Below are 17,639 nucleotides of genomic sequence, written 5' to 3' on the forward strand. Positions count from 1 at the left end.
AGGAAAAGAAGGACCGCGTCGATGACGCCCTCAACGCGACCCGTGCGGCCGTCGAAGAAGGCATCGTTCCCGGCGGCGGCGTCGCACTGCTGCGAGCTTCGCTGAGCATCAAGGCAACCGGCGCCAACTCCGACCAGACCGCGGGCATCAGCATCGTGCGTCGCGCGCTGCAGGCTCCGGCCCGTCAGATCGCGGCCAACGCCGGTGCGGAAGCATCGATCGTTGCTGGCAAGATCCTTGAGAACAAGGGCGCGACCTTCGGCTACAACGCCCAGACCGGCGAATATGGCGACATGATCGCCATGGGTATCGTCGATCCGGTCAAGGTTGTGCGCACGGCCCTGCAGGACGCGGCCTCGGTCGCCGGCCTGCTGGTCACCACCGAAGCCATGATCGCGGAGGCTCCGAAGAAGGAGTCGGCTGGCGGCGGCATGCCTGGCGGCATGGGCGGCGGCGGCATGGGCGGCATGGGCGGCATGGACTTCTAATCCAGCCAATCTCGCAAGCTTACGGAAAGGGCGGCAGCGATGCCGCCCTTTTTCGTTGATGTGGCGGAGATTGAGAGGCCGTCCGATCCCAAGTAAGCAGGCGCGTATCCCGCAGGACGCGTCTGTTCGGCCACCATGCCGTTACTTCCAGGCGTCGCGGCGGCGCAGAACATGAATCGTCGAGCTGCAGCCTTGGCCCTTTTGGCGGAACGCCGCGCCGCCTTCGATGCGATGAAGGTATAAACGTCAATGCACCGCGGCAGTGGCACTCTTGGCCGGCAATGCCCCCTCAATCAGCGCCGCGACCTCATCGGCTACCGCCAGCACCGGGGCGCGGTCGTGGGTGGCGCGTGCGATCACCATCAGTCCTTCAAGCGATGATTCGACCAGCAATGCCAGCGCGTGTGCGCGTCGCTCGGGCACCCCTGCCCTGACGAAGGCCGCCCTGAGCAAGCCTATCCATTGCTCGAAGGCGGACCGGCACAACTCGGCCAGTTCCGGCATGTCGATCGGCGAGTCCAACACCACGGGTGCGATCGGGCAACCGAGCGTGAACCGATTGTCTTCCAGCATGCGCGCGACCGACTGGTAGATGTGGTGGACAGCCACCGCCGGGTCCTTTTCGGCAGCGAGCGCGGCGTCCAGCCTCTGCGTCACGTCGGCGACGCTGTCGCACGTCACCTCGATGACCAGCTGATCCTTGCCGCCCGGAAAGTGAAAGTAGAGCGAACCTCTCGGTGCGCCTGAGGCGCTCAAAATATCGTTGAGCGACGTGCCGTGGTAGCCGCGCTGCCTCAGCAGCAGCCCCGTCGTCTCGAGTATGCGGGTGCGGGTGTCGTTCGCCATGTCAACCTCTGTCAGGAGTGAGCATTATAGGCCTTGCCTCGAATATGACAATCGGTCTACATAATATGTAGATCAGTCTACATATTCGAGAGGCAAATGCGCTGTTATCGTCTTGAAGGAACCTGCGGTACCAAGTGCCTGGTGATGCGCGACGAGGCGCAGCCGACGCCGAAGCCGCACGAGATCGTCGTGCGTGCCCGCGCCACCGCGCTCAACCGCCGCGATACGATGATCCTCAACGGCACCTACCCGCTGGCGCCGCGCCAAGGCGTTATCCCGCTGAGCGACGGTGCCGGCGAAGTCGTTGCCGTCGGCGAGGCCGTCACACGCTTTGCCGTCGGCGACCGCGTCACCGGCAGTTATTTTGCGCGCTGGATCGATGGCCGCATCAATGCCGGTCTGATCGACCAGCTTGGCTGCACGCTGGACGGGATGCTGGCCGAATACGCCGTGCTCGACGAGCAATGGGCGGTGCGGCTTCCCGATCATCTCGACTGGCATCAAGCGGCGACGCTGACCTGCGCCGGCCTGACCGCCTGGAATGCCGTGACGGCGGCCGAAATGCCGAAGCCCGGCCAATGGGTTCTTGTCATCGGTTCAGGTGGCGTCGCGCTATTTGCGCTGCAATTCGCCAAGCTGCTCGGCTGCCGTGTCGTGGCAGTCAGCTCGCGCAACGAGAAGCTGGACCGGCTGCAGGCGCTGGGCGCCGACCTCGTCGTTTCGGGAAAGTGGTCGTCGACGGCGCCTGACTGGTCCGCCCCAAAATCTGATCGACCTCAAATCAAAGGAGAGACACAATGACCATTCGTGAAGCAGAGGCCCAATGGCAGGGATCGTTGAAGGATGGTTCGGGCCGGCTGAGGCTCGGTAGCGGCGTCTTCGAAGGTGCCTACTCGTTCCCGTCGCGTTTCGAGAACGGTGCCGGCACCAACCCAGAGGAATTGATTGCGGCGGCGCATGCCGGCTGCTTCTCGATGGCGCTGAGTGCCGTCCTCGGCCGCGAAGGTTACACTCCCGCACGCATCCACACGATCGCGAAAGCGCATCTCGGCGCCACCGCGGCTGGACCGACGCTGACCCGTATCGAGCTGGAGACCGAGGCAAGCGTCGCCGGGCTGGCGGCGGGGGAGTTCGAGCGGCTGGCGCAGACGGCCAAGGAGAGCTGCCTCGTGTCGCGGGCGCTGGCCGGCGTCGCAGTGATCACGCTCAAGGCCCGCCTCATCGAAACCGCTACCGATCACTGAAGGGAAGGAATATCCAATGACACAGGAACTCATCATCGACATCGCCGCAGCCAAACGCTCCGCCGAAACGGCCGAGATCATGCGGCGCTACAACGACGTCTTCCAGCGCCACGACCCGTCGGCGCTCGACGATCTGGTGGCGGAAGATTGCGTGATCGAGAACACCACGCCGGCCCCGGACGGCGCCCGCCGCATCGGCAAGGGCGCCTGCGTCGAACTGTGGTCGGCGATCGCGACCGGACCCGGCACGCGCTTCGACATCGAAGAAACTTTCGTCGCCGGCGACCGGGCGACGATCCGCTGGCGCTACTGGATGGCCGACGGCAATTCGCTGCGCGGCGTCAACCTGATGCGCGTGGCGGACGGGAATATCGTCGAGGCCATGGGCTATGTGAAGGGTTAGGTCCGCGATCTTCCTGTCTACCGGTCCGCCAGCGCCAGTTTGGCGCCGAGCATGACAAAGGCTCCGGCGAAGGTACGGCGCATCCAGGTCAGCACCTTTGGCCGCGACACGACATGGCTGCGGATCGACGCGGCAAAAATGCCATAGCCGACAAAGACCACGAAGGTGAGCAGCATGAAGATGCTGCTGAGCTCCAGCATTTTCGACAGCGCGTAGGGCTCGGTGGTGCTGACGAATTGCGGCAGGAAGGCAAAGAAGAAGATCGACAGCTTCGGATTGAGGATGTTGATGAGGATGCCCGAAGTGATCACCTTGCCGGCCGAGCGCGGCGCCACATTTTCGTCGACGCTCAGGCCGCCCTTCTCCTTCAGCGTGTTCCAGGCCATGTAGAGAAGATAGGCGACGCCGAGATATTTCAGCGTCTCGAAGGCGACGGCACTGGTATGCAGCAGAGCCGCGAGGCCGGTGATGGCGGCCGCCATGTGCGGAATGATGCCGAGCGTGCAGCCGAAAGCGGCAATGATGCTGGCGCGCGCACCACGCGAAAGCCCGGCGCTCAGCGTATAGAGAACGCCGGTACCGGGCGAAGCCACGACAATCAGCGACGTCAACAGAAATTCGATGCTCACGGATGGTCTCCCGGTGCTGGCCCTGCCGCCGGCAGCGTAATCAGCGAAACGTGCGGGCACAAGTCAGCCTGAGAGCCTATGCGCATTCAGATCATGCTGTTGGCGTGCAGCTTGCTATCGGCTATAGGCTGCCGAACTTCCCAGTGTTCGACCAGCTTGCTGTCCTTCAGCCTGAAAATGTCGACAATGGCTAGGCCCTCCTCCTCCGGTTCGCGTTTTGCGTGCATGTGCACGATGACGAAATCCCCTTCGGCAAAAATCCGCTTCACCTCTCCCTTCACGAGGGGCAATGACTGTTTGAGCTGCTGCAGATAGGCTTTGAAGCCTTCCGCACCATCCGCAATGTTCGGATTGTGTTGGATGTAGCGTTCGCCAAAATGCATCGAAGCAGCTTCGATGTTGCCTTGGTTTACTGCTTTGTCGATGAAGTCCAGGACGATCGCCTTGTTGGTGTCGAGCGAATTATGGATCTTGGCTGGAACTGGATTTGATGGTTCGTCACGCATGTTCTTGCTCCTTCAGGTGCCTGCTTCTGCCTGTTGTGGACAGGAGCGTCCGCAGGCCCGGCCGACATTGCCAACATAATCAGCCACGCTTGTGAGATGGTCGATATGCTATTCGCCTGGATTCTTATCCAATCGTCTAATATCGTCTGGTTCATTGTCGGAGGATGGTTCTCATGGACGCCTTGTCCGAACTTCTTGCTTCGCTGCGATTTGGCAGCGCCATGATCGGCAGCGCGACCCTGCATCGGCCATGGGGTATTTCAGTCGATCCGACAAGGAATGCCGCCATCCACGTCATACAGAACGGCGAATGCTGGCTGCGGTTAGCCGGTGAAAGGGAGCCGATCCGCTTAGGCGAGGGAGATGTCATCCTTGTCGCGAGCGGTATCGGGCATGCCCTTTGCAATCCGGCGGATGCACCGACGGCATCGATATCCGCCGTCCTTTCCGCAAATCGGAGCGGACTGGAACCGAAAAGCGAGAGCGGCGCGACAACTCTTCTTTGTGCGAGATATTCACTCGACGGCGTCGGGCCATATCCGATGGTTTCGCTGCTTCCTCCGCTGATTCATTTGACCCGGAATCAGATCGACACCAGCGAGCCGCTGCGGCTTGCCCTGGAACTTCTGCAGGTCGAAGCGAAAGGCGATCTCGGCGGCCACGACATTGTCGCCCCACGCCTTCTCGACAGCACGTTGATCTTCTTGTTGCGCGCCTGGATCGAACATCAGCCACTCGGAACAGGGGGATGGTTTGGCGCCTTGCGCGACAAAGGCATTGCGCAGGCTTTGCGCCTGATCCACGAGCGGCCGGGCAATCCCTGGACCATCGCTTCCCTTGCCAGCGGCGCAGCACAGTCCCGGGCCACCTTCGCGCGTCGCTTCGCTCAACTGGTAGGACAGCCGCCGCTGTCCTATGTGACCCGGTGGCGGATGAACCTTGCCGCCAAGGCTCTGCGGGAAACGAACCAGAACATTGGCGAGATCGGGCGCGCCGTCGGATATGAATCGGTGCCGTCGTTCTCGCAGGCATTCAAACGATTGACCGGACGATCGCCCGGCCTCTACCGCAGCGACTTTCGCCCATCTGATTGACGAAATTCAAACTGAGACGCCAGCCCGAGGGCCGTCATTACAGCGTCGGCAGACCTTGAGCCCGACGCGCGATCAGGCAGTCGTCATCGCCCGGCATGCAGGCGCGGCAGACGTCGGGGCGGATGTCGTAGATGCCGCAGGCCGTTGACTTGCCGACCTCGCCGCACAGTGCCGAACAGCGCGCGCCGTCGCAGCGCATACCGGCTTCGTCGGCAGCCACGTATTTTTGCGGGATAAGGTCGAGCTGCGCGTCATCCTCGGTGGAGAAGCGCGGCCATCTGGACGAGTAGGCGCAGCAGGCGCCACAGGTCTGGCAATCGAAGGCAATCGGACCGGCGCCCTCTTGTGGCGACGAAAACTCCTCTGCGACCGCCAAGGCAAGCAGCCTTGGCGCAGATTTCCGGTCGGCATTTTGCTGCAAGGGCGCTATTTCTTCTTGGGCTTGCGCGGCGGTGCTTCCGCCGGCGACCTGAACAGATCGGTGCCCGCTTCGGCGGCTTCGCCGGTTTTTGGCGCGGCGGCCGGCTTGGCCGGCTTCACGGCGGCAGCAGGCGCTGCCGGCTGGCCCTTGGCGGAAAACTTGATTGCCATATCAATCCTCGTCAGAGAAACGCGATGATGGCGCATTCGGATTGCGAAGGCGGCCGATGAGCGCCGAAACGGCCGTGATATTCATTTCTTCGGGCGACCAGTTCCTGGCTTCCTCGATGTGCCGGGGCGCCAGCTCGCGATGCGTGCTGCCGCTGTAGGCGGCATCCTGAAAGGTCACGCGCTCGCGGGTCTTGGCGTTTTCCCGGACGTATTCGATCAGATAATTGGGGCATTCGGCACGACCGCGCACGCCGAGCCGAACCTGGGCATCGCCGTGGACACGCCTGCAGCGCTCGAGCTTTTCGAGCACGCGCCGGACATATTCGACCGGCTTGTCTAGTTCGCCCACGACATCGGCGATGGTCGAATCTGCTGCGATCGCCTTTTGAGGCACGCGTTTGGTGGCCATCAGCGTTTGCCTGCGCGTTTCGGCGAGGCCGCGAGCGCAACCGCCGCCGCCATGTCGTCGGCTTCCTTCTCCAGGCGCAATTCGCGCAGCCGCGCGGTCTTGGCTTCGCGGGCCTGGCTGACGGCATCCCGTTCGGAATTGATGCGGTCGAGCGACATCGACTGGGTCCGCGTCTTGCTGAAAATGGATTCGGCCTGGTCGCGGGGTTTTTTTGAAGTTGCGGTCAAGGTCTTTCTCCCGGTTCGGAGCACGCCGCCGAAAAGTGGCGAGACTGGTCTTTCGGCCAGGATCCCGCACAAAGCAATACGGCAGCCGGTTTCAAATTGCTGGAACGTCCTTAGCACGTCCGGGCCGTCGAGCAGCGCTCTTTCGGCGATCGAAGCGCAAAAATGAAAAAGGCCAGGCACCGCCTGACCTTCCATGAGAGCGCCCGCGCATCCCGAGAGACGCGCAAGGAAACGTTCTTCTCATGCGCATGAGCGGGGACTTAACATCCCCGCGATCATGCGCTGGAATTTGCCATTCACCGGTGCCAGTACATCCGTGGTCACCGGTGAGGCTTAATTCCGTTTTAGGCCGCCTTCAACTGGTCGGCGGACATCTTGCCCGACTTGTTGTCGCGGACCATCTCGTAGCCAAGCTTCTGGCCCTCGACGATGTCGCGCATTCCGGCGCGCTCGACGGCTGAGATGTGGACGAAAACGTCGGCAGAACCGTCGTCAGGCTGAATAAAACCAAAACCCTTGGTGGCGTTGAACCATTTAACTGTGCCTGTGCTCATAACGAACCCTTTCCATGGCAAATATTCGTTCGCCGTCATGCGGATGCACAACAACGTTTGTCTCGATTTTGATGGGGGAAGTTCGCCAAAGGCGCGCCTAAGCACGCGGATAACAAAAGTCGGTCAAACAAATATCGACAAAATTCTTATAGACTTCTTTGCGCGTTGTGTCAATTTTTTTGATTTTCCACACTCGCGGAGACGCGCGGCGGCGGCCCGCGCCAGCACATCGGACGGCGAAAGCCGGGCTATTGCCCGCCGAAAAAACCAATCAGCCGGGAACCATTTTGGCACCGCGGGCATTCTTTCGGTGTCGAAAGCCGTTCTTGAAAGAGCGATCTTGAGAGAGGCGGACGACAAACAGGACGCCCCCCGCGCAGATAAAAGGCACGAGGGGCGTTCCTGTGATGCGACCATTCGCGCCGCTGCACCCTGCCCCTCACAGCATGGCCCGGCTGAACCCGCCATCCGCCGGCAAAGCCACGCCGGTGATATAGGCGGCGTCGTCGCTGGCCAGGAATGCGGCAACCGCGCCGAATTCGGCGGGGGTCCCGTAGCGCTTTGCCGGGATTTCGGCCTGACTCTCGCGGCGATCACAGCAGCGTCCACACCCCTGTCGGCGGCGTCCATCGCGTCGAACTGTTTCGTCCGGTCCGTCGCAAAACGGCCAGGCAGCAACAGGTTGACGGTGACGCCGTCCGCCGCCACTTCGCCGGCCAGCGTCTTGGCCCAGCCGGCAAGCGACGCGCGCAACGCATTCGAAGCGGTGAGGCCGGGGATCGGCTCGCGGACGGACGTGGAGGAAACGGCGATGATGCGCCCCCAGCGCCGCGACCGCATGCCTGGCAGGAAAGAAATGGCGATGCGCATCTGGCTCAGCACCATGCTGGTGAACTGCTTCTCCCAGACGCTCGCATCGAAGACGCTGGCCGCGAAGGGCGGCGGGCCGCCGCCATTGAGCAGGACGATGTCGATCCGCTGATGCTCGTCCTCGATGGCACGGATCAGCCGGGAGACGCTGTCGTTATCGGAAAGATCGGCGCTGAAGGTCGAGCAGACGGGGCCGGCGGACTCGATCGCGCGCCGCGCCGCATCCAGGGTCTCCTTCCCTCGTCCGGCCAGGATGATCTCGGCGCCTTTCGCCGCGAGCGCTTCGGCGACGCCGAAACCCAGGCCCTTGCCTCCGCCGAGAACCAGCGCCTTCCGCCCCTCAAAATTTGTACTTATCAAGCCAAGCCTCCCCTGGTTTCGCTGCGCACTCCCGGATAAGCCCTGAGTGCATGCTTTGGGCGTGCATCAGCGGACATGCACAATGGCGTCGGCTTCGACCGGAAAATTGGCCGGCAAGCCGGCCATGCCGAGCGAGCAGCGGGCATGCTCGCCACGCTCGCCGAAAACATGGAGCAGAAATTCGGATGCTCCGTTGCCGACCTCCGAATAGGCCGCAAAGCCGGCCGCCGCGTTCACATAGACGGTCAGCTTGGCGAATTTCACGACGCGGTCGAGATTGCCGTCCAGTTCCTTGTCGAGCCAATAGACGATGTTGGCCGCGCAGAGCCGGGCGGCGTTCCGCGCCGCGGCCAGATCGATCTCTGCGCCAACCTGGCCGATCGCAGCGATCTCCTGCCCGATCTCGGGGATCTGACCGGAGACATAGACGATGTCGGCGACCCGAGCCGTCGGCGAGAACGGCAAAGCAGGCCGATCGAGCGACGGCCAGGCGACACCGAGCCCCTCAAATCTTCTTCTGTAGGACAAGGTGGCTGCTCCTGTTTTCGTTGGCGCGAGCGGACCTTGAATTCAGATCGGGCTTTCGGATAGCCTGATAGTGCTGACACAGCTATCAGGAATTCTTATGACTGGAGATATCGACGTCCGGCTGTTGCGCGCCTTCGTCACCGTGGCCGATACGGGAACGGTGAGCCGGGCCGCCGATCGGCTTGCCCGCACGCAGGCGGCGGTGAGCATGCAGCTTCAGCGCCTCGAGGGCGAAGTCGGAGCCGAGCTGCTGCGCCGTTCGCCGCGCGGCGTGACGCTGACCGAGGCCGGCGAGATCCTGCTCGCCTTCGCCCGCAAGGCCATCGCGATCGGCGACGATGCCAGGCGCGAGATAGAAGGCCGCAGGCTGGTCGGCCGTGTCCGGCTGGGCATCGTCGAAGATTTGGCGGTGACACGGCTGCCGTTGATCATCGCCGACTTCCGCCGCCGGCATCCTTCCGTGGAGATCGAGCTGACGTCGGCCAGCAGCAGCGATCTCAGCAAGTCGCTGGGCGAAGGAAAATGCGACATCGTCATGGCCGATCCGGCGCGCTTCACAAAGGCGCCGCGAGGCCATCTGTCACGACAGTTGGTCTGGGCGGCAAGCCGCATGATCGAGATCGATGACGAGGTCGAGCTTCCGCTGATCATCTTCGAAGGCGCCTGCTCCTGGCAGGACAGGATGCTGGCCTCGCTCGCCGAGGCCGGGATCGGCTGGAAGATCGGCTGCCGCGTGTCGACCTTCGCGACACTGATCTCGGCGCTGAGGGCCGGGCTTGGCATCGGGCTTCTGCTGCAGGAAGGACTACCGCCCGACTGCCAAAGCCTCAACGGACGCTTCAACCTGCCGCCGGCGCCGATGGCGGATTTCGGCGTCTATCGCGAGGGACCCGTCGCGGCTGGTCGAGGAGTGTGGCGATTTCCTGCGAGCGGGATTCGAAGCGTAGCGAAATATCTGACGCCGTTCACGTTCCTGGTCGGTCGGGCGGATGACGATCTCGTTGACGTTGACATGTGCCGGCTGGCTCACGGCGTAGAAAATGGCCGCGGCGATGTCCTCGGCGGTCAGCGCCTCCATGGCGGCAAGCCGCTTATCCAGATCAGCCTTGAACGCCGGATTGGTGATGTGGTCGCCGAGCTCTGTGCGCACCAGGCCGGGCTCGATGACGGTGACGCGAACCTTGTCGGCGTAGACTTCGCGGCGCAGCGATTCGGAAAAGCCGACGACACCGAACTTGGTTGCCGCGTAGCCGCTGGCGCCCGGATTGGCGACACGGCCGGCGACCGACGAGACATTGACGATGTGACCCTTGGCGGCCCTCAGATGCGGCAGCGCCGCTTTGGTGACGCCCATCAGCGCCAGCAGGTTGAGCTCGACCATGCGGCGCCAGTCGTCGAGCATCGCCTCGGCGGCCGGCGACAGAAGCATCACTCCGGCATTGTTGACGAGGATGTCGAGACGGCTCCATTCGGCGACAACCTTGTCGACCATGGCCGTGACATCGTCATTGCTGGTGACGTCGGCCTCGATGCGGAGCGCCGTGCCGCCGGCCTTTTCGATACGCGCGGCCAGCGCTTCGAGACGATCGGCGCGGCGTGCGGCAATCGCAACCTTGGCCCCGGCGGCGGCCAGCGCCACAGCCGTTGCCTCGCCGATGCCCGAGGAGGCGCCGGTGACAAGCGCGACCTTGCCGGCCAGTGCGGAAGAAACAGCTGTCATTGTGAAATCTCCAAGGCCCCTGCCCGATCTTCAGATAGGCCGCGGGCCGCGAAGTGGAAGACCGGCTTTGCTTGGTTCTACTCGTCTGGGCCGGGCTCCGGCCAAGGCTCTTTCGCCGCCTCGGCATACCAGTGGCGCATCGCCGGCATCGAAAGCACGGCGTCGACATAGGCGCGGGTATCGGTTGCCAGCGTGCCACCATAGGTGTCGAAGCGGGTGACGACCGGCGCGTACATGGCGTCGGCCGCGGTGAAATGGCCAAACAGGAACGGGCCGCCTTTGCCGTGCTTTTCGCGGCATTGCCGCCACAAATCCTCGATGCGCGCCCGTTGCGCCTCACCTTCGGCGTCGAGCGGCCTGTGGCCTTTCGGCCGGCGCAAATTCATCGGCCAGCCATAGCGGACCTCGCGAAAGCCCGAATGCATCTCTGTCGCCGCCGAGCGGGCCAGCGCACGAGCGCCGATGTCGGCCGGCCAGAGCTTTTTCTCGGGAAACAGCTCAGCAAGATATTCAAGGATGGCAAGGGTTTCCCAGACGATCCGGACCTCGCCAGTCGGCAGCCGATGGTTCAGCACCGGCACCTGGCCGGTCGGCGATATCCTGGCCAGATTGGCCGCGGTCTCGGGCGTGCGCAGGCGCACAAGACCTTCCTCGAACGGGATCTCCAGATGCTTCATCGCCAGCCATGGCCTCAGCGACCAGGACGAGAAGCATTTGTTGCCGATGAAGAGCGTGAATTCAGCCATTGTCCCTCCGGCCCTGTCTGTTCGGGCTTCTCGCGCACCCTATCCTGTCGGCTTCGCGGCCGGAAGCTATCCCAATCGACGGGCAGAACCCGGAACCTAAGCGATCCGCGACCGTTTCTCCAGGCGAACGGTTCAGGAGATGCGAGATGGTGAACAAGGATCAGGTTGCCGGCGTTGCCAAGCAAGCCAAGGGCTCGGTCAAGCAGACCGCCGGCAAGGCCACCGGCAACAGGCGCACCGAGGCCGAAGGCGACGTCGACAAGGCGACCGGCAAGATGCAGAAGGCTTACGGCGACGTGAAGGACAAGGTGAAGAAGGCGCTTTGAGGGTGGCCCTTCGCAAACCAGGAAAAGGCGGCTCGGCCGCCTTTTTTGCGTCCTCTCCTGCCCGTCAGAAAGTCAGGCTTTTGCTGTATGCATTGGTGAAGGTGACCTCGCCATGATCTCCTGCGGCTTCGCCCAGCACCACATCCATGCTGTTTCCGGTCACCCGCGCCAAGGCAAAGCCGCCCATGAAGGCGGCCTTCGGCTTGAACAAATCGAGCCCGTCACGGTGGTAGATCATCGGCGTCGCGTGCTGGTGACCATGGAAGATGCCGACGACGTTGTAACCCTTCAGCACAGCCAGCAGCGCCTGCCTGTCAGCTTCGCTCCACCAGTGCGGCGGACCCTTGCCGCCTTCGTCGAAGGTCTTCTCGGCTGCGTCCCATCTTTCGATCGAAAAAGTATCCCAGCCATAATGCTGGAACAGGATGACCGGGCGGCCGTCGCCGGCATAAGTCGCCAGGTCCTGCTTCAGCCATGGCAGGCTGCTGGCGGCGCCATGGCCGGTATCGCCGGCAAAACGGTGCGTCTGGACAAGATGCAGACCGCCCCAATCCCATGAATAGCAGTCGGTCCCGACGTCGTAGTCGGTCGCCGGCGCGGGCGGCTTGAAGAACACGCCGGGGCGGTGGTTGACCTCGACGTAGTCGCGCATTTCGCGGCGGTACCAGTCGACATGCGAGCGCGGGCCGTTCTGGTCGAGGTCGTGGTTGCCGAGGCCGACATAGACCGGCATGTGCACATGGTCGGGGCCGACACCTTGCTGATAGCGCTGGCTGAACTGAAGCAGCTGCGTGCCCTCGCTGGGCTGGGTGATCTGGCCGCCGCCATCATCGGTGATGTCGCCGCCAACGACGAGGCCGAGCGGCGTGCCGATGTTGCCCGTCGAGCGCAGGGCGGTGGCAACGCCATCGATTTCAGCCGGCCATTGCCTGTCGCCGACGCCGTTGAGTGCGGCGACATTGCGCAGCAAGGCAGCGTCTGTCTTGCCCTCCTGCTCGCAATGCGGGCTCAATCCGTTTGCCATGCGGCAGGCATGGACATCGGCGATGAACAGAAAAGTGGCGTCGATCGGCGGGATGCGCTGCCCGGTCTGGCCGAAGGCCGGGCGCGAAACGGCGCCGGCCGCGGCAACGGCCGCTGCCTTCATCAGGAACCTGCGCCGGGAAACCGGCCGGGCGGAAATACGATGCATCATGCGCTAAAATTCAGCACGACGCGGACCGGCAGTCCAGTTGCTCGCAAAGTGTGTCGACACGTTCTCCCAGGTCTGGCATTGCTTTCGGCATTCAACTTGCGCGGGCAGAGGAGGACGCCATGAAAGCTACATCCATCGGCATGACAATGGCGATTCTGGCGGTGACGAGCGCAGCGCATGGCGCCGGGTGCATCGACGCCAAATCGGCCAAGGCCGGCTTCATTCTCGAAAGGCCCGGCATCCACAGCGAATTTCGTCCGGCGGCGGGCGGAATGGTGGCGGTTGCCAACAAATACCAGTCGCAATCGCCGCAGTCGCAGTACCTGTTCGGCGGGCTGATCGAAGTGTTTCGCGACAGCAGCACGGGGCAGCTGGCGATGATCCCGTTTTCCGATCTCAGGAAGGTGTTCCCGCTGAAGGCGGGTGCCAAGAGCAAGATCGTATTTGCCCGTCTCGCACCGAACAAGCCGCCGAAGGGCACCGAGACGCTGGAGATCAACGTCAAGGGCAAGGAGACGTTCAGCCTGGGTGATTGCAAATACTCCGTGCTCGCGGTCAAGCAGACGATCAGGAGCGAGGCCGGCGAGACGCGGGACGAATTCATCGCGCTTTACGCACCCGACCTGCAGGCAGTTGTGGCCAGGCGCTATGACGAGGGCACCAGTGCCGAAAGCGTGGTCGGCTACGAGCTGATCAAGCCGCTGCCGAATTAGGAGAGCTCGGCCTCCCCGCCTCGGTCGCGATATCAGCGACTGCGGCCTCTGTCCTGCCAGCGTTAAAGCGCTCTGTGCAGTATCCTGCGACGTCGCCTCGTGACTCCCTGTTCCAATGCCATCAGGCAATCGCGCAGCACGCTTGCGTCCTGCGCGGTCTTGGCCATCGACATGGCGCCGGAATAGCTGGCGACAGCCAACGCTGCGAAGCGCTGCGGATCGATGCCCTGCTCCCGGCCCGCCTGCTGGTCGGCCCTGATCTTGTCGGCGATCGCCTGACGCCAGGTAGAAAAAATGCTGGCAAGGGCAATGCGGAAATCCGGATCGGCAAGCGACAGTTCATGCGCCAGGTTGTTGAGCGGGCAGCCGCGCACGAAACCCTGCCGCTCCAGCTCCGCCGCGACGGCCGCGAACACGGAGCGCACGCCCTCGCGCGCTGAGGGAGCCATCCGCATCGGCGCGATCCATGTCTCTTCTACGGCGGCGGCGACCCGCTCCTCGATCACTGCGAGCGCGAGCGCCTTCTTGGTTGGGAAATGGTGGTGCAGCGCGCCGCCGGTGACGCCCGCCGTCGCCATCAGGTCGCCCATGCTGGACGCATGATAGCCGCGTGCCTGAAACGCCTCCTCGGCGACATCGAGCAGCTTTTTGCGCATGCCTTCGGGGTCGTTGGTGCGTTTTTGAGCACGCGAACTTGGGCGAGCGGATATCTCTGCTGACATCTTCACACGATAGCAGATTGACAAAACAGGACAACCGGTCTGTTTTGTAAAACAGGATGACTGTCCTGTTTTCGAGATCGCGCAATGAACCTGCCTTTGAACGCCCTACCTAATCCCGATCTGCTCGCCTCGCCCGTTGTCGAACTCAGGCAATACACGCTGAAACCCGGCCGGCGCGAGACGCTGATCGGTATCTTCGACAATCACCTGATCGAGGGCCAGGAAACCGCGGGGATGACCATCATCGGCCAGTTCCGCGATCTCGACCGGCCGGATATGTTCGTCTGGCTGCGCGGCTTTGACGGTATGGAAGCGCGGAAAAACGCTCTGACCGCCTTCTACGACGGGCCGGTCTGGGCTGCCTGGCGCGACGCCGCCAACGCCACGATGATTGATTCTGACGACGTGCTGCTGCTGAAGCCGGCTTGGCCAAGCGCCGGCCTAGACCTCTCGGGATTGCAACGATTACCCCAGGCGGACCTCGAAAAACCAAGCGCAAGCAGCGATTTGCAGGCAATTGTTGTCATCAGGATTCATCATTTGCAACCGGGCCTGGAAGCCCGTTTCGCCAACGACTTCCAGACCGCGGCCCTTCCGGTGCTCGTCGCATTTGGCGCGTCGCCGCTCGCCGCCTTCGTTACCGAACATGCCGAAAACAGCTTTCCGCGGCTGCCGGTGCGGGCCAGCGAAAACGTCTTCATCAGCATCACCGGTTTCGCCAGCGCCGATGCACATGCCCGCCACGAGGCAGCCTTGGCTGCCTCCCCGGAGTGGCAAGTGTTCGAGCAGAGCGTCCAGTCACGTATGGCCAAGCCGACTGAGACTTTGCGGCTGTCGCCAACCTCACAATCGCTGCTTGGGCGGTGAGACGAGGCGAAGTTTCATACGCTGGGATAGGCAGGCGACTTGACCCGGAGTGCAGGCAGCGCTGCTCTGGGGTCATGCCGCCGGCGGAAGGCGGCAATGCGCGGGAGTGTTGGATGAGACTAGGCGGCAAACGGGCACTGGTCACCGGTGGCTCGGACGGGATCGGGCTGGCAATCGCCGAGGCGTTTTTGCGCGAAGGCGCGGACGTGCTGATCGTCGGCCGCGACGGCAAAAAACTCGACGCCGCCCGCAAGCAGCTCGGGGATAATGTCGAAGCGCTTTCGGCCGACCTGTCGGCCAGCGCCGGCATCGATGCCGTGGTCGAGCATGCCAGGCGCGGCCCACCTGTCGATATCCTCGTCAACAATGCCGGCGTGGCGTTTCTTGTGCCGTTCGAAACCGTCAGCGAGGATCAGTTCCAGCAGTCCTTCGCACTCAACGTCACGGCGGTATTCTTCCTCACCCAGCGGCTGTTGCCGCATCTCGCGCCGGGCGCGGCCTCGGTGATCAACATCTCGTCCTATTTCGCGCACAAGATGATCCCGAAGCGGCCGTCCAGCCTCTATTCGCTGTCGAAGGGCGCGCTCAATTCGCTGACCAAGTCGCTCGCCTTCGAGCTCGGACCGCGCGGCATAAGAGTCAACGCCATCGCGCCCGGCACGGTCGACACAGCGATGCGGCGCAGGTCGATCGAAAACCTGCCTGAGGCCGCGCAAGCCGAGCTCAAGGCCTATGTCGAGCGCAGCTACCCGCTCGGCCGCATCGGCCGAACCGGCGACCTTGCCGGCATCGCCGTCTATCTCGCCAGCGACGAAGCGGCATGGACCAGCGGCGGCATCTTCGCCGTGGATGGAGGATACACGGCGGGGTGAGGTTGCGATCTCCCCCCTCGAGGGGGAGATGGCCGGCAGGCCAGAGGGGGTCGTCTCGCGTGGAACACCAGCCTGTTCCGTCCGCTATGGGAGTTGCGTCAAGACCTACCGACCCCCTCTGTCGCCTTCGGCGACATCTCCCCCTCAAGTGGGGAGATTGCCAGCACCTTCAACCGATTTGCATTCCCGTCACCCGCAATCTCCGCTTGAAGGCATTTGTGCAACGCGATACGCCGTTTGCAAATTGCAAACCGGAGAGACTTCGTGAGCGCGCCAGAGACCAGAACCGAAACCGACACGTTCGGTCCCATCGAGGTCGCCGCCGACCGTTACTGGGGCGCGCAGGCGCAGCGTTCGCTGGCCAATTTCAAGATCGGCTGGGAAAAGCAGCCGGCCTCGATCGTGCGGGCGCTGGGCATCGTCAAGCGGGCGGCAGCGGAGGCCAATATGGAGCTGAAGCGGCTCGATCCGGCGATCGGCAAGGCCATTATCGAGGCCTCCCAGGAGGTCATCGACGGCAAGCTCAACGAGCATTTCCCGCTGGTCGTCTGGCAGACCGGTTCGGGCACGCAGTCCAACATGAACGCCAATGAGGTGATCTCCAACCGGGCGATCCAGCTTTTGGGCGGCGTCATGGGGTCGAAGAAGCCGGTGCATCCCAACGACCACGTCAATATGAGCCAGTCGTCGAACGACACCTATCCGACTGCAATGCACATCGCCTGCGCCGAGCGCATCATCCACGACCTGCTGCCGGCGCTAAGACATTTGCATGCGGCACTCGAGGCCAAGACCAAGGCTTTCGCCCATATTGTGAAGATCGGCCGCACCCATACACAGGACGCGACGCCGCTGACGCTCGGCCAGGAATTCTCCGGTTATGCGGCGCAGGTCGCCTCGTCGGTCAAGCGCATCGAACTGACCCTGCCCGGCCTGCAGGAATTGGCGCAAGGCGGCACCGCGGTCGGCACCGGCCTCAACGCGCCGGTCGGTTTTGCCGAAAAGGTGGCGGCGCGTATCGCCGCGATCACCGGCATCGATTTCGTCACCGCGCCGAACAAGTTCGAGGCGCTTGCCGCCCATGATTCCATGGTCTTCTCGCACGGCGCCATCAATGCCTGCGCGGCGGCGCTGTTCAAGATCGCCAACGACATCCGTCTGCTCGGTTCCGGCCCGCGTTCGGGCCTCGGTGAATTGTCGCTGCCGGAAAACGAACCGGGCTCGTCGATCATGCCGGGCAAGGTCAACCCGACCCAGTGCGAAGCGATGACGCAGGTTTGCGTGCAGGTCTTCGGCAACAATGCGGCGATCAGCTTCGCCGGCAGCCAGGGCCATTTCGAACTCAACGTCTACAATCCGCTGATGGCCTATTGTTTCCTGCAGTCGGTGCAGCTGCTGGCCGACGCTTCGGTGTCGTTCACCGACAATTGCGTCGTCGGCATCGAGGCCCGCGAGGACAACATCAAGGCGGCACTCGACCGTTCGCTGATGCTGGTGACCGCGCTGGCGCCGACGATCGGCTACGACAACGCGGCCAAGATTGCAAAGGCGGCGCACAAGAACGGCACAACGCTGCGCGAGGAAGCGCTGGCCACCGGGCTGGTCAGCGAAGCCGACTATGAGCGGCTGGTGCGGCCGCAGGACATGACGCATCCGGGGTAAGTTGATCGCGAAAACGTTACCTGGGTGAACAATCCGTAACCAATCTGGCGTCTTTGGTGAACAGTCG

General features: G+C 63.1%; 24 protein-coding genes and 2 pseudogenes. 11 read left to right on the forward strand and 15 right to left on the reverse strand.

The window, feature by feature from the left end; translation table 11 throughout:
- On the forward strand, positions 1-488 hold a 488-nt coding region (locus NKI16_RS12915; protein ID WP_352843670.1), incomplete at its 5' end, for a TCP-1/cpn60 chaperonin family protein.
- A gap of 246 nt (positions 489-734) precedes the next feature.
- On the opposite strand, the gene NKI16_RS12920 is transcribed toward NKI16_RS12915, so the two are convergent.
- Positions 735-1,334 carry a TetR/AcrR family transcriptional regulator gene (locus NKI16_RS12920; protein ID WP_352783862.1) on the reverse strand — a complete coding sequence of 200 codons (600 nt, stop codon included), beginning with the start codon at positions 1,332-1,334 and terminating at the stop codon, positions 735-737.
- 96 nt (positions 1,335-1,430) lie between these two features.
- Between NKI16_RS12920 and NKI16_RS12925 the strand changes: the two genes are divergently transcribed.
- Genes NKI16_RS12925 through NKI16_RS12935 form a run of 3 tightly spaced genes read left to right on the forward strand, consistent with a single transcriptional unit; the run spans position 1,431 to position 2,981 of the window.
- Entirely contained in the window at positions 1,431-2,135 is a 705-nt protein-coding gene (locus NKI16_RS12925; protein ID WP_352783864.1) for a zinc-dependent alcohol dehydrogenase family protein, read from the forward strand.
- Positions 2,132-2,578 (forward strand): OsmC family protein, encoded by a 447-nt coding sequence (locus NKI16_RS12930; RefSeq protein ID WP_352783865.1) that lies wholly within the window; start codon positions 2,132-2,134, stop codon positions 2,576-2,578. Before NKI16_RS12925 ends, NKI16_RS12930 begins: the two co-directional genes overlap by 4 nt.
- A gap of 16 nt (positions 2,579-2,594) precedes the next feature.
- Positions 2,595-2,981 (forward strand): nuclear transport factor 2 family protein, encoded by a 387-nt coding sequence (locus NKI16_RS12935; protein WP_352783867.1) that lies wholly within the window; start codon positions 2,595-2,597, stop codon positions 2,979-2,981.
- A 17-nt stretch (positions 2,982-2,998) separates the two neighbouring features.
- Here NKI16_RS12935 and NKI16_RS12940 read toward each other — a convergent pair whose 3' ends face one another.
- Both NKI16_RS12940 and NKI16_RS12945 read right to left on the reverse strand, forming a co-directional pair.
- Positions 2,999-3,610: a LysE family translocator gene (locus tag NKI16_RS12940; RefSeq protein WP_352783869.1), complete on the reverse strand. Its 612-nt coding sequence runs from the start codon at positions 3,608-3,610 to the stop codon at positions 2,999-3,001.
- A gap of 86 nt (positions 3,611-3,696) precedes the next feature.
- On the reverse strand, positions 3,697-4,116 hold the full coding sequence (locus NKI16_RS12945; protein ID WP_352783870.1) for a nuclear transport factor 2 family protein: 420 nt from the start codon (positions 4,114-4,116) through the stop codon (positions 3,697-3,699).
- 173 nt (positions 4,117-4,289) lie between these two features.
- Here NKI16_RS12945 and NKI16_RS12950 point away from each other — a divergent pair, with 173 nt between their 5' ends.
- Complete coding sequence (locus NKI16_RS12950) at positions 4,290-5,210, forward strand: AraC family transcriptional regulator (protein ID WP_352922897.1); 921 nt, start codon at positions 4,290-4,292, stop codon at positions 5,208-5,210.
- A gap of 37 nt (positions 5,211-5,247) precedes the next feature.
- Here NKI16_RS12950 and NKI16_RS12955 read toward each other — a convergent pair whose 3' ends face one another.
- The 8 genes and pseudogenes from NKI16_RS12955 to NKI16_RS12990 form a co-directional block, all read right to left on the reverse strand.
- Positions 5,248-5,586 carry a YkgJ family cysteine cluster protein gene (locus NKI16_RS12955; protein WP_352468390.1) on the reverse strand — a complete coding sequence of 113 codons (339 nt, stop codon included), beginning with the start codon at positions 5,584-5,586 and terminating at the stop codon, positions 5,248-5,250.
- 50 nt (positions 5,587-5,636) lie between these two features.
- Positions 5,637-5,801 (reverse strand): hypothetical protein, encoded by a 165-nt coding sequence (locus NKI16_RS12960; RefSeq protein ID WP_023722752.1) that lies wholly within the window; start codon positions 5,799-5,801, stop codon positions 5,637-5,639.
- Position 5,802: 1 nt separating this feature from the next.
- Positions 5,803-6,210: a hypothetical protein gene (locus NKI16_RS12965; RefSeq protein ID WP_292664441.1), complete on the reverse strand. Its 408-nt coding sequence runs from the start codon at positions 6,208-6,210 to the stop codon at positions 5,803-5,805.
- Positions 6,210-6,437: a hypothetical protein gene (locus tag NKI16_RS12970; RefSeq protein WP_023677608.1), complete on the reverse strand. Its 228-nt coding sequence runs from the start codon at positions 6,435-6,437 to the stop codon at positions 6,210-6,212. Before NKI16_RS12970 ends, NKI16_RS12965 begins: the two co-directional genes overlap by 1 nt.
- A 344-nt stretch (positions 6,438-6,781) precedes the next feature.
- Positions 6,782-6,991, reverse strand: a complete 210-nt coding sequence (locus tag NKI16_RS12975) for a cold-shock protein (protein WP_010915421.1) — start codon at positions 6,989-6,991, stop codon at positions 6,782-6,784.
- Between the two features lie 439 nt (positions 6,992-7,430).
- Positions 7,431-7,724 (reverse strand): SDR family oxidoreductase, encoded by a 294-nt coding sequence (locus tag NKI16_RS12980; protein ID WP_352923097.1) that lies wholly within the window; start codon positions 7,722-7,724, stop codon positions 7,431-7,433.
- Positions 7,637-8,221, reverse strand: a pseudogene (locus tag NKI16_RS12985) (SDR family NAD(P)-dependent oxidoreductase); the annotation flags it as partial. The gene NKI16_RS12980 and the pseudogene NKI16_RS12985, both read right to left, overlap by 88 nt.
- 66 nt (positions 8,222-8,287) lie before the next feature.
- Positions 8,288-8,749, reverse strand: coding sequence for a RidA family protein (locus tag NKI16_RS12990; protein WP_352468357.1), 462 nt, complete (start codon positions 8,747-8,749; stop codon positions 8,288-8,290).
- 97 nt (positions 8,750-8,846) lie between these two features.
- Here NKI16_RS12990 and NKI16_RS12995 point away from each other — a divergent pair.
- Positions 8,847-9,509, forward strand: a pseudogene (locus tag NKI16_RS12995) (LysR family transcriptional regulator); the annotation flags it as partial.
- A gap of 45 nt (positions 9,510-9,554) precedes the next feature.
- Here NKI16_RS12995 and NKI16_RS13000 read toward each other — a convergent pair.
- Together NKI16_RS13000 and NKI16_RS13005 are read right to left on the reverse strand one after the other, a co-directional pair.
- Positions 9,555-10,469, reverse strand: a complete 915-nt coding sequence (locus NKI16_RS13000; RefSeq protein WP_352922901.1) for an SDR family NAD(P)-dependent oxidoreductase — start codon at positions 10,467-10,469, stop codon at positions 9,555-9,557.
- Positions 10,470-10,546: 77 nt separating this feature from the next.
- The gene (locus tag NKI16_RS13005) at positions 10,547-11,215 is read right to left on the reverse strand and encodes a glutathione S-transferase family protein (RefSeq protein WP_352468360.1); all 669 of its coding nucleotides are present in this window, start codon (positions 11,213-11,215) and stop codon (positions 10,547-10,549) included.
- Between the two features lie 146 nt (positions 11,216-11,361).
- Between NKI16_RS13005 and NKI16_RS13010 the strand changes: the two genes are divergently transcribed.
- A complete protein-coding gene (locus NKI16_RS13010) occupies positions 11,362-11,541 on the forward strand; it encodes a CsbD family protein (RefSeq protein WP_254820647.1) in 180 nt (59 codons plus the stop codon).
- A gap of 64 nt (positions 11,542-11,605) precedes the next feature.
- Here the strand turns inward: NKI16_RS13010 and NKI16_RS13015 are convergent, their stop codons facing one another.
- Positions 11,606-12,736 (reverse strand): metallophosphoesterase, encoded by a 1,131-nt coding sequence (locus NKI16_RS13015; protein WP_352468361.1) that lies wholly within the window; start codon positions 12,734-12,736, stop codon positions 11,606-11,608.
- Positions 12,737-12,855: 119 nt separating this feature from the next.
- Here NKI16_RS13015 and NKI16_RS13020 point away from each other — a divergent pair, with 119 nt between their 5' ends.
- A complete protein-coding gene (locus NKI16_RS13020) occupies positions 12,856-13,449 on the forward strand; it encodes a hypothetical protein (protein WP_352452760.1) in 594 nt (197 codons plus the stop codon).
- A 62-nt stretch (positions 13,450-13,511) separates the two neighbouring features.
- Here NKI16_RS13020 and NKI16_RS13025 read toward each other — a convergent pair whose 3' ends face one another.
- Positions 13,512-14,105, reverse strand: coding sequence for a TetR/AcrR family transcriptional regulator (locus tag NKI16_RS13025; RefSeq protein ID WP_352622143.1), 594 nt, complete (start codon positions 14,103-14,105; stop codon positions 13,512-13,514).
- 150 nt (positions 14,106-14,255) lie between these two features.
- On the opposite strand from NKI16_RS13025, the gene NKI16_RS13030 reads away from it, so the two are divergent.
- The 3 genes from NKI16_RS13030 (at position 14,256) to fumC (ending at position 17,572) form a co-directional block, all read left to right on the forward strand.
- The gene (locus tag NKI16_RS13030; RefSeq protein ID WP_352922905.1) at positions 14,256-15,038 is read left to right on the forward strand and encodes an NIPSNAP family protein; all 783 of its coding nucleotides are present in this window, start codon (positions 14,256-14,258) and stop codon (positions 15,036-15,038) included.
- A gap of 113 nt (positions 15,039-15,151) precedes the next feature.
- Complete coding sequence (locus NKI16_RS13035; protein ID WP_023677620.1) at positions 15,152-15,910, forward strand: SDR family NAD(P)-dependent oxidoreductase; 759 nt, start codon at positions 15,152-15,154, stop codon at positions 15,908-15,910.
- 264 nt (positions 15,911-16,174) lie between these two features.
- On the forward strand, positions 16,175-17,572 hold the full coding sequence (gene fumC / locus NKI16_RS13040) for a class II fumarate hydratase (protein ID WP_023677621.1): 1,398 nt from the start codon (positions 16,175-16,177) through the stop codon (positions 17,570-17,572).
- Positions 17,573-17,639 lie beyond the last annotated feature (67 nt).

The organism is Mesorhizobium sp. M0698 (assembly GCF_040320455.1).
In the GTDB taxonomy this organism is placed as follows: domain Bacteria; phylum Pseudomonadota; class Alphaproteobacteria; order Rhizobiales; family Rhizobiaceae; genus Mesorhizobium.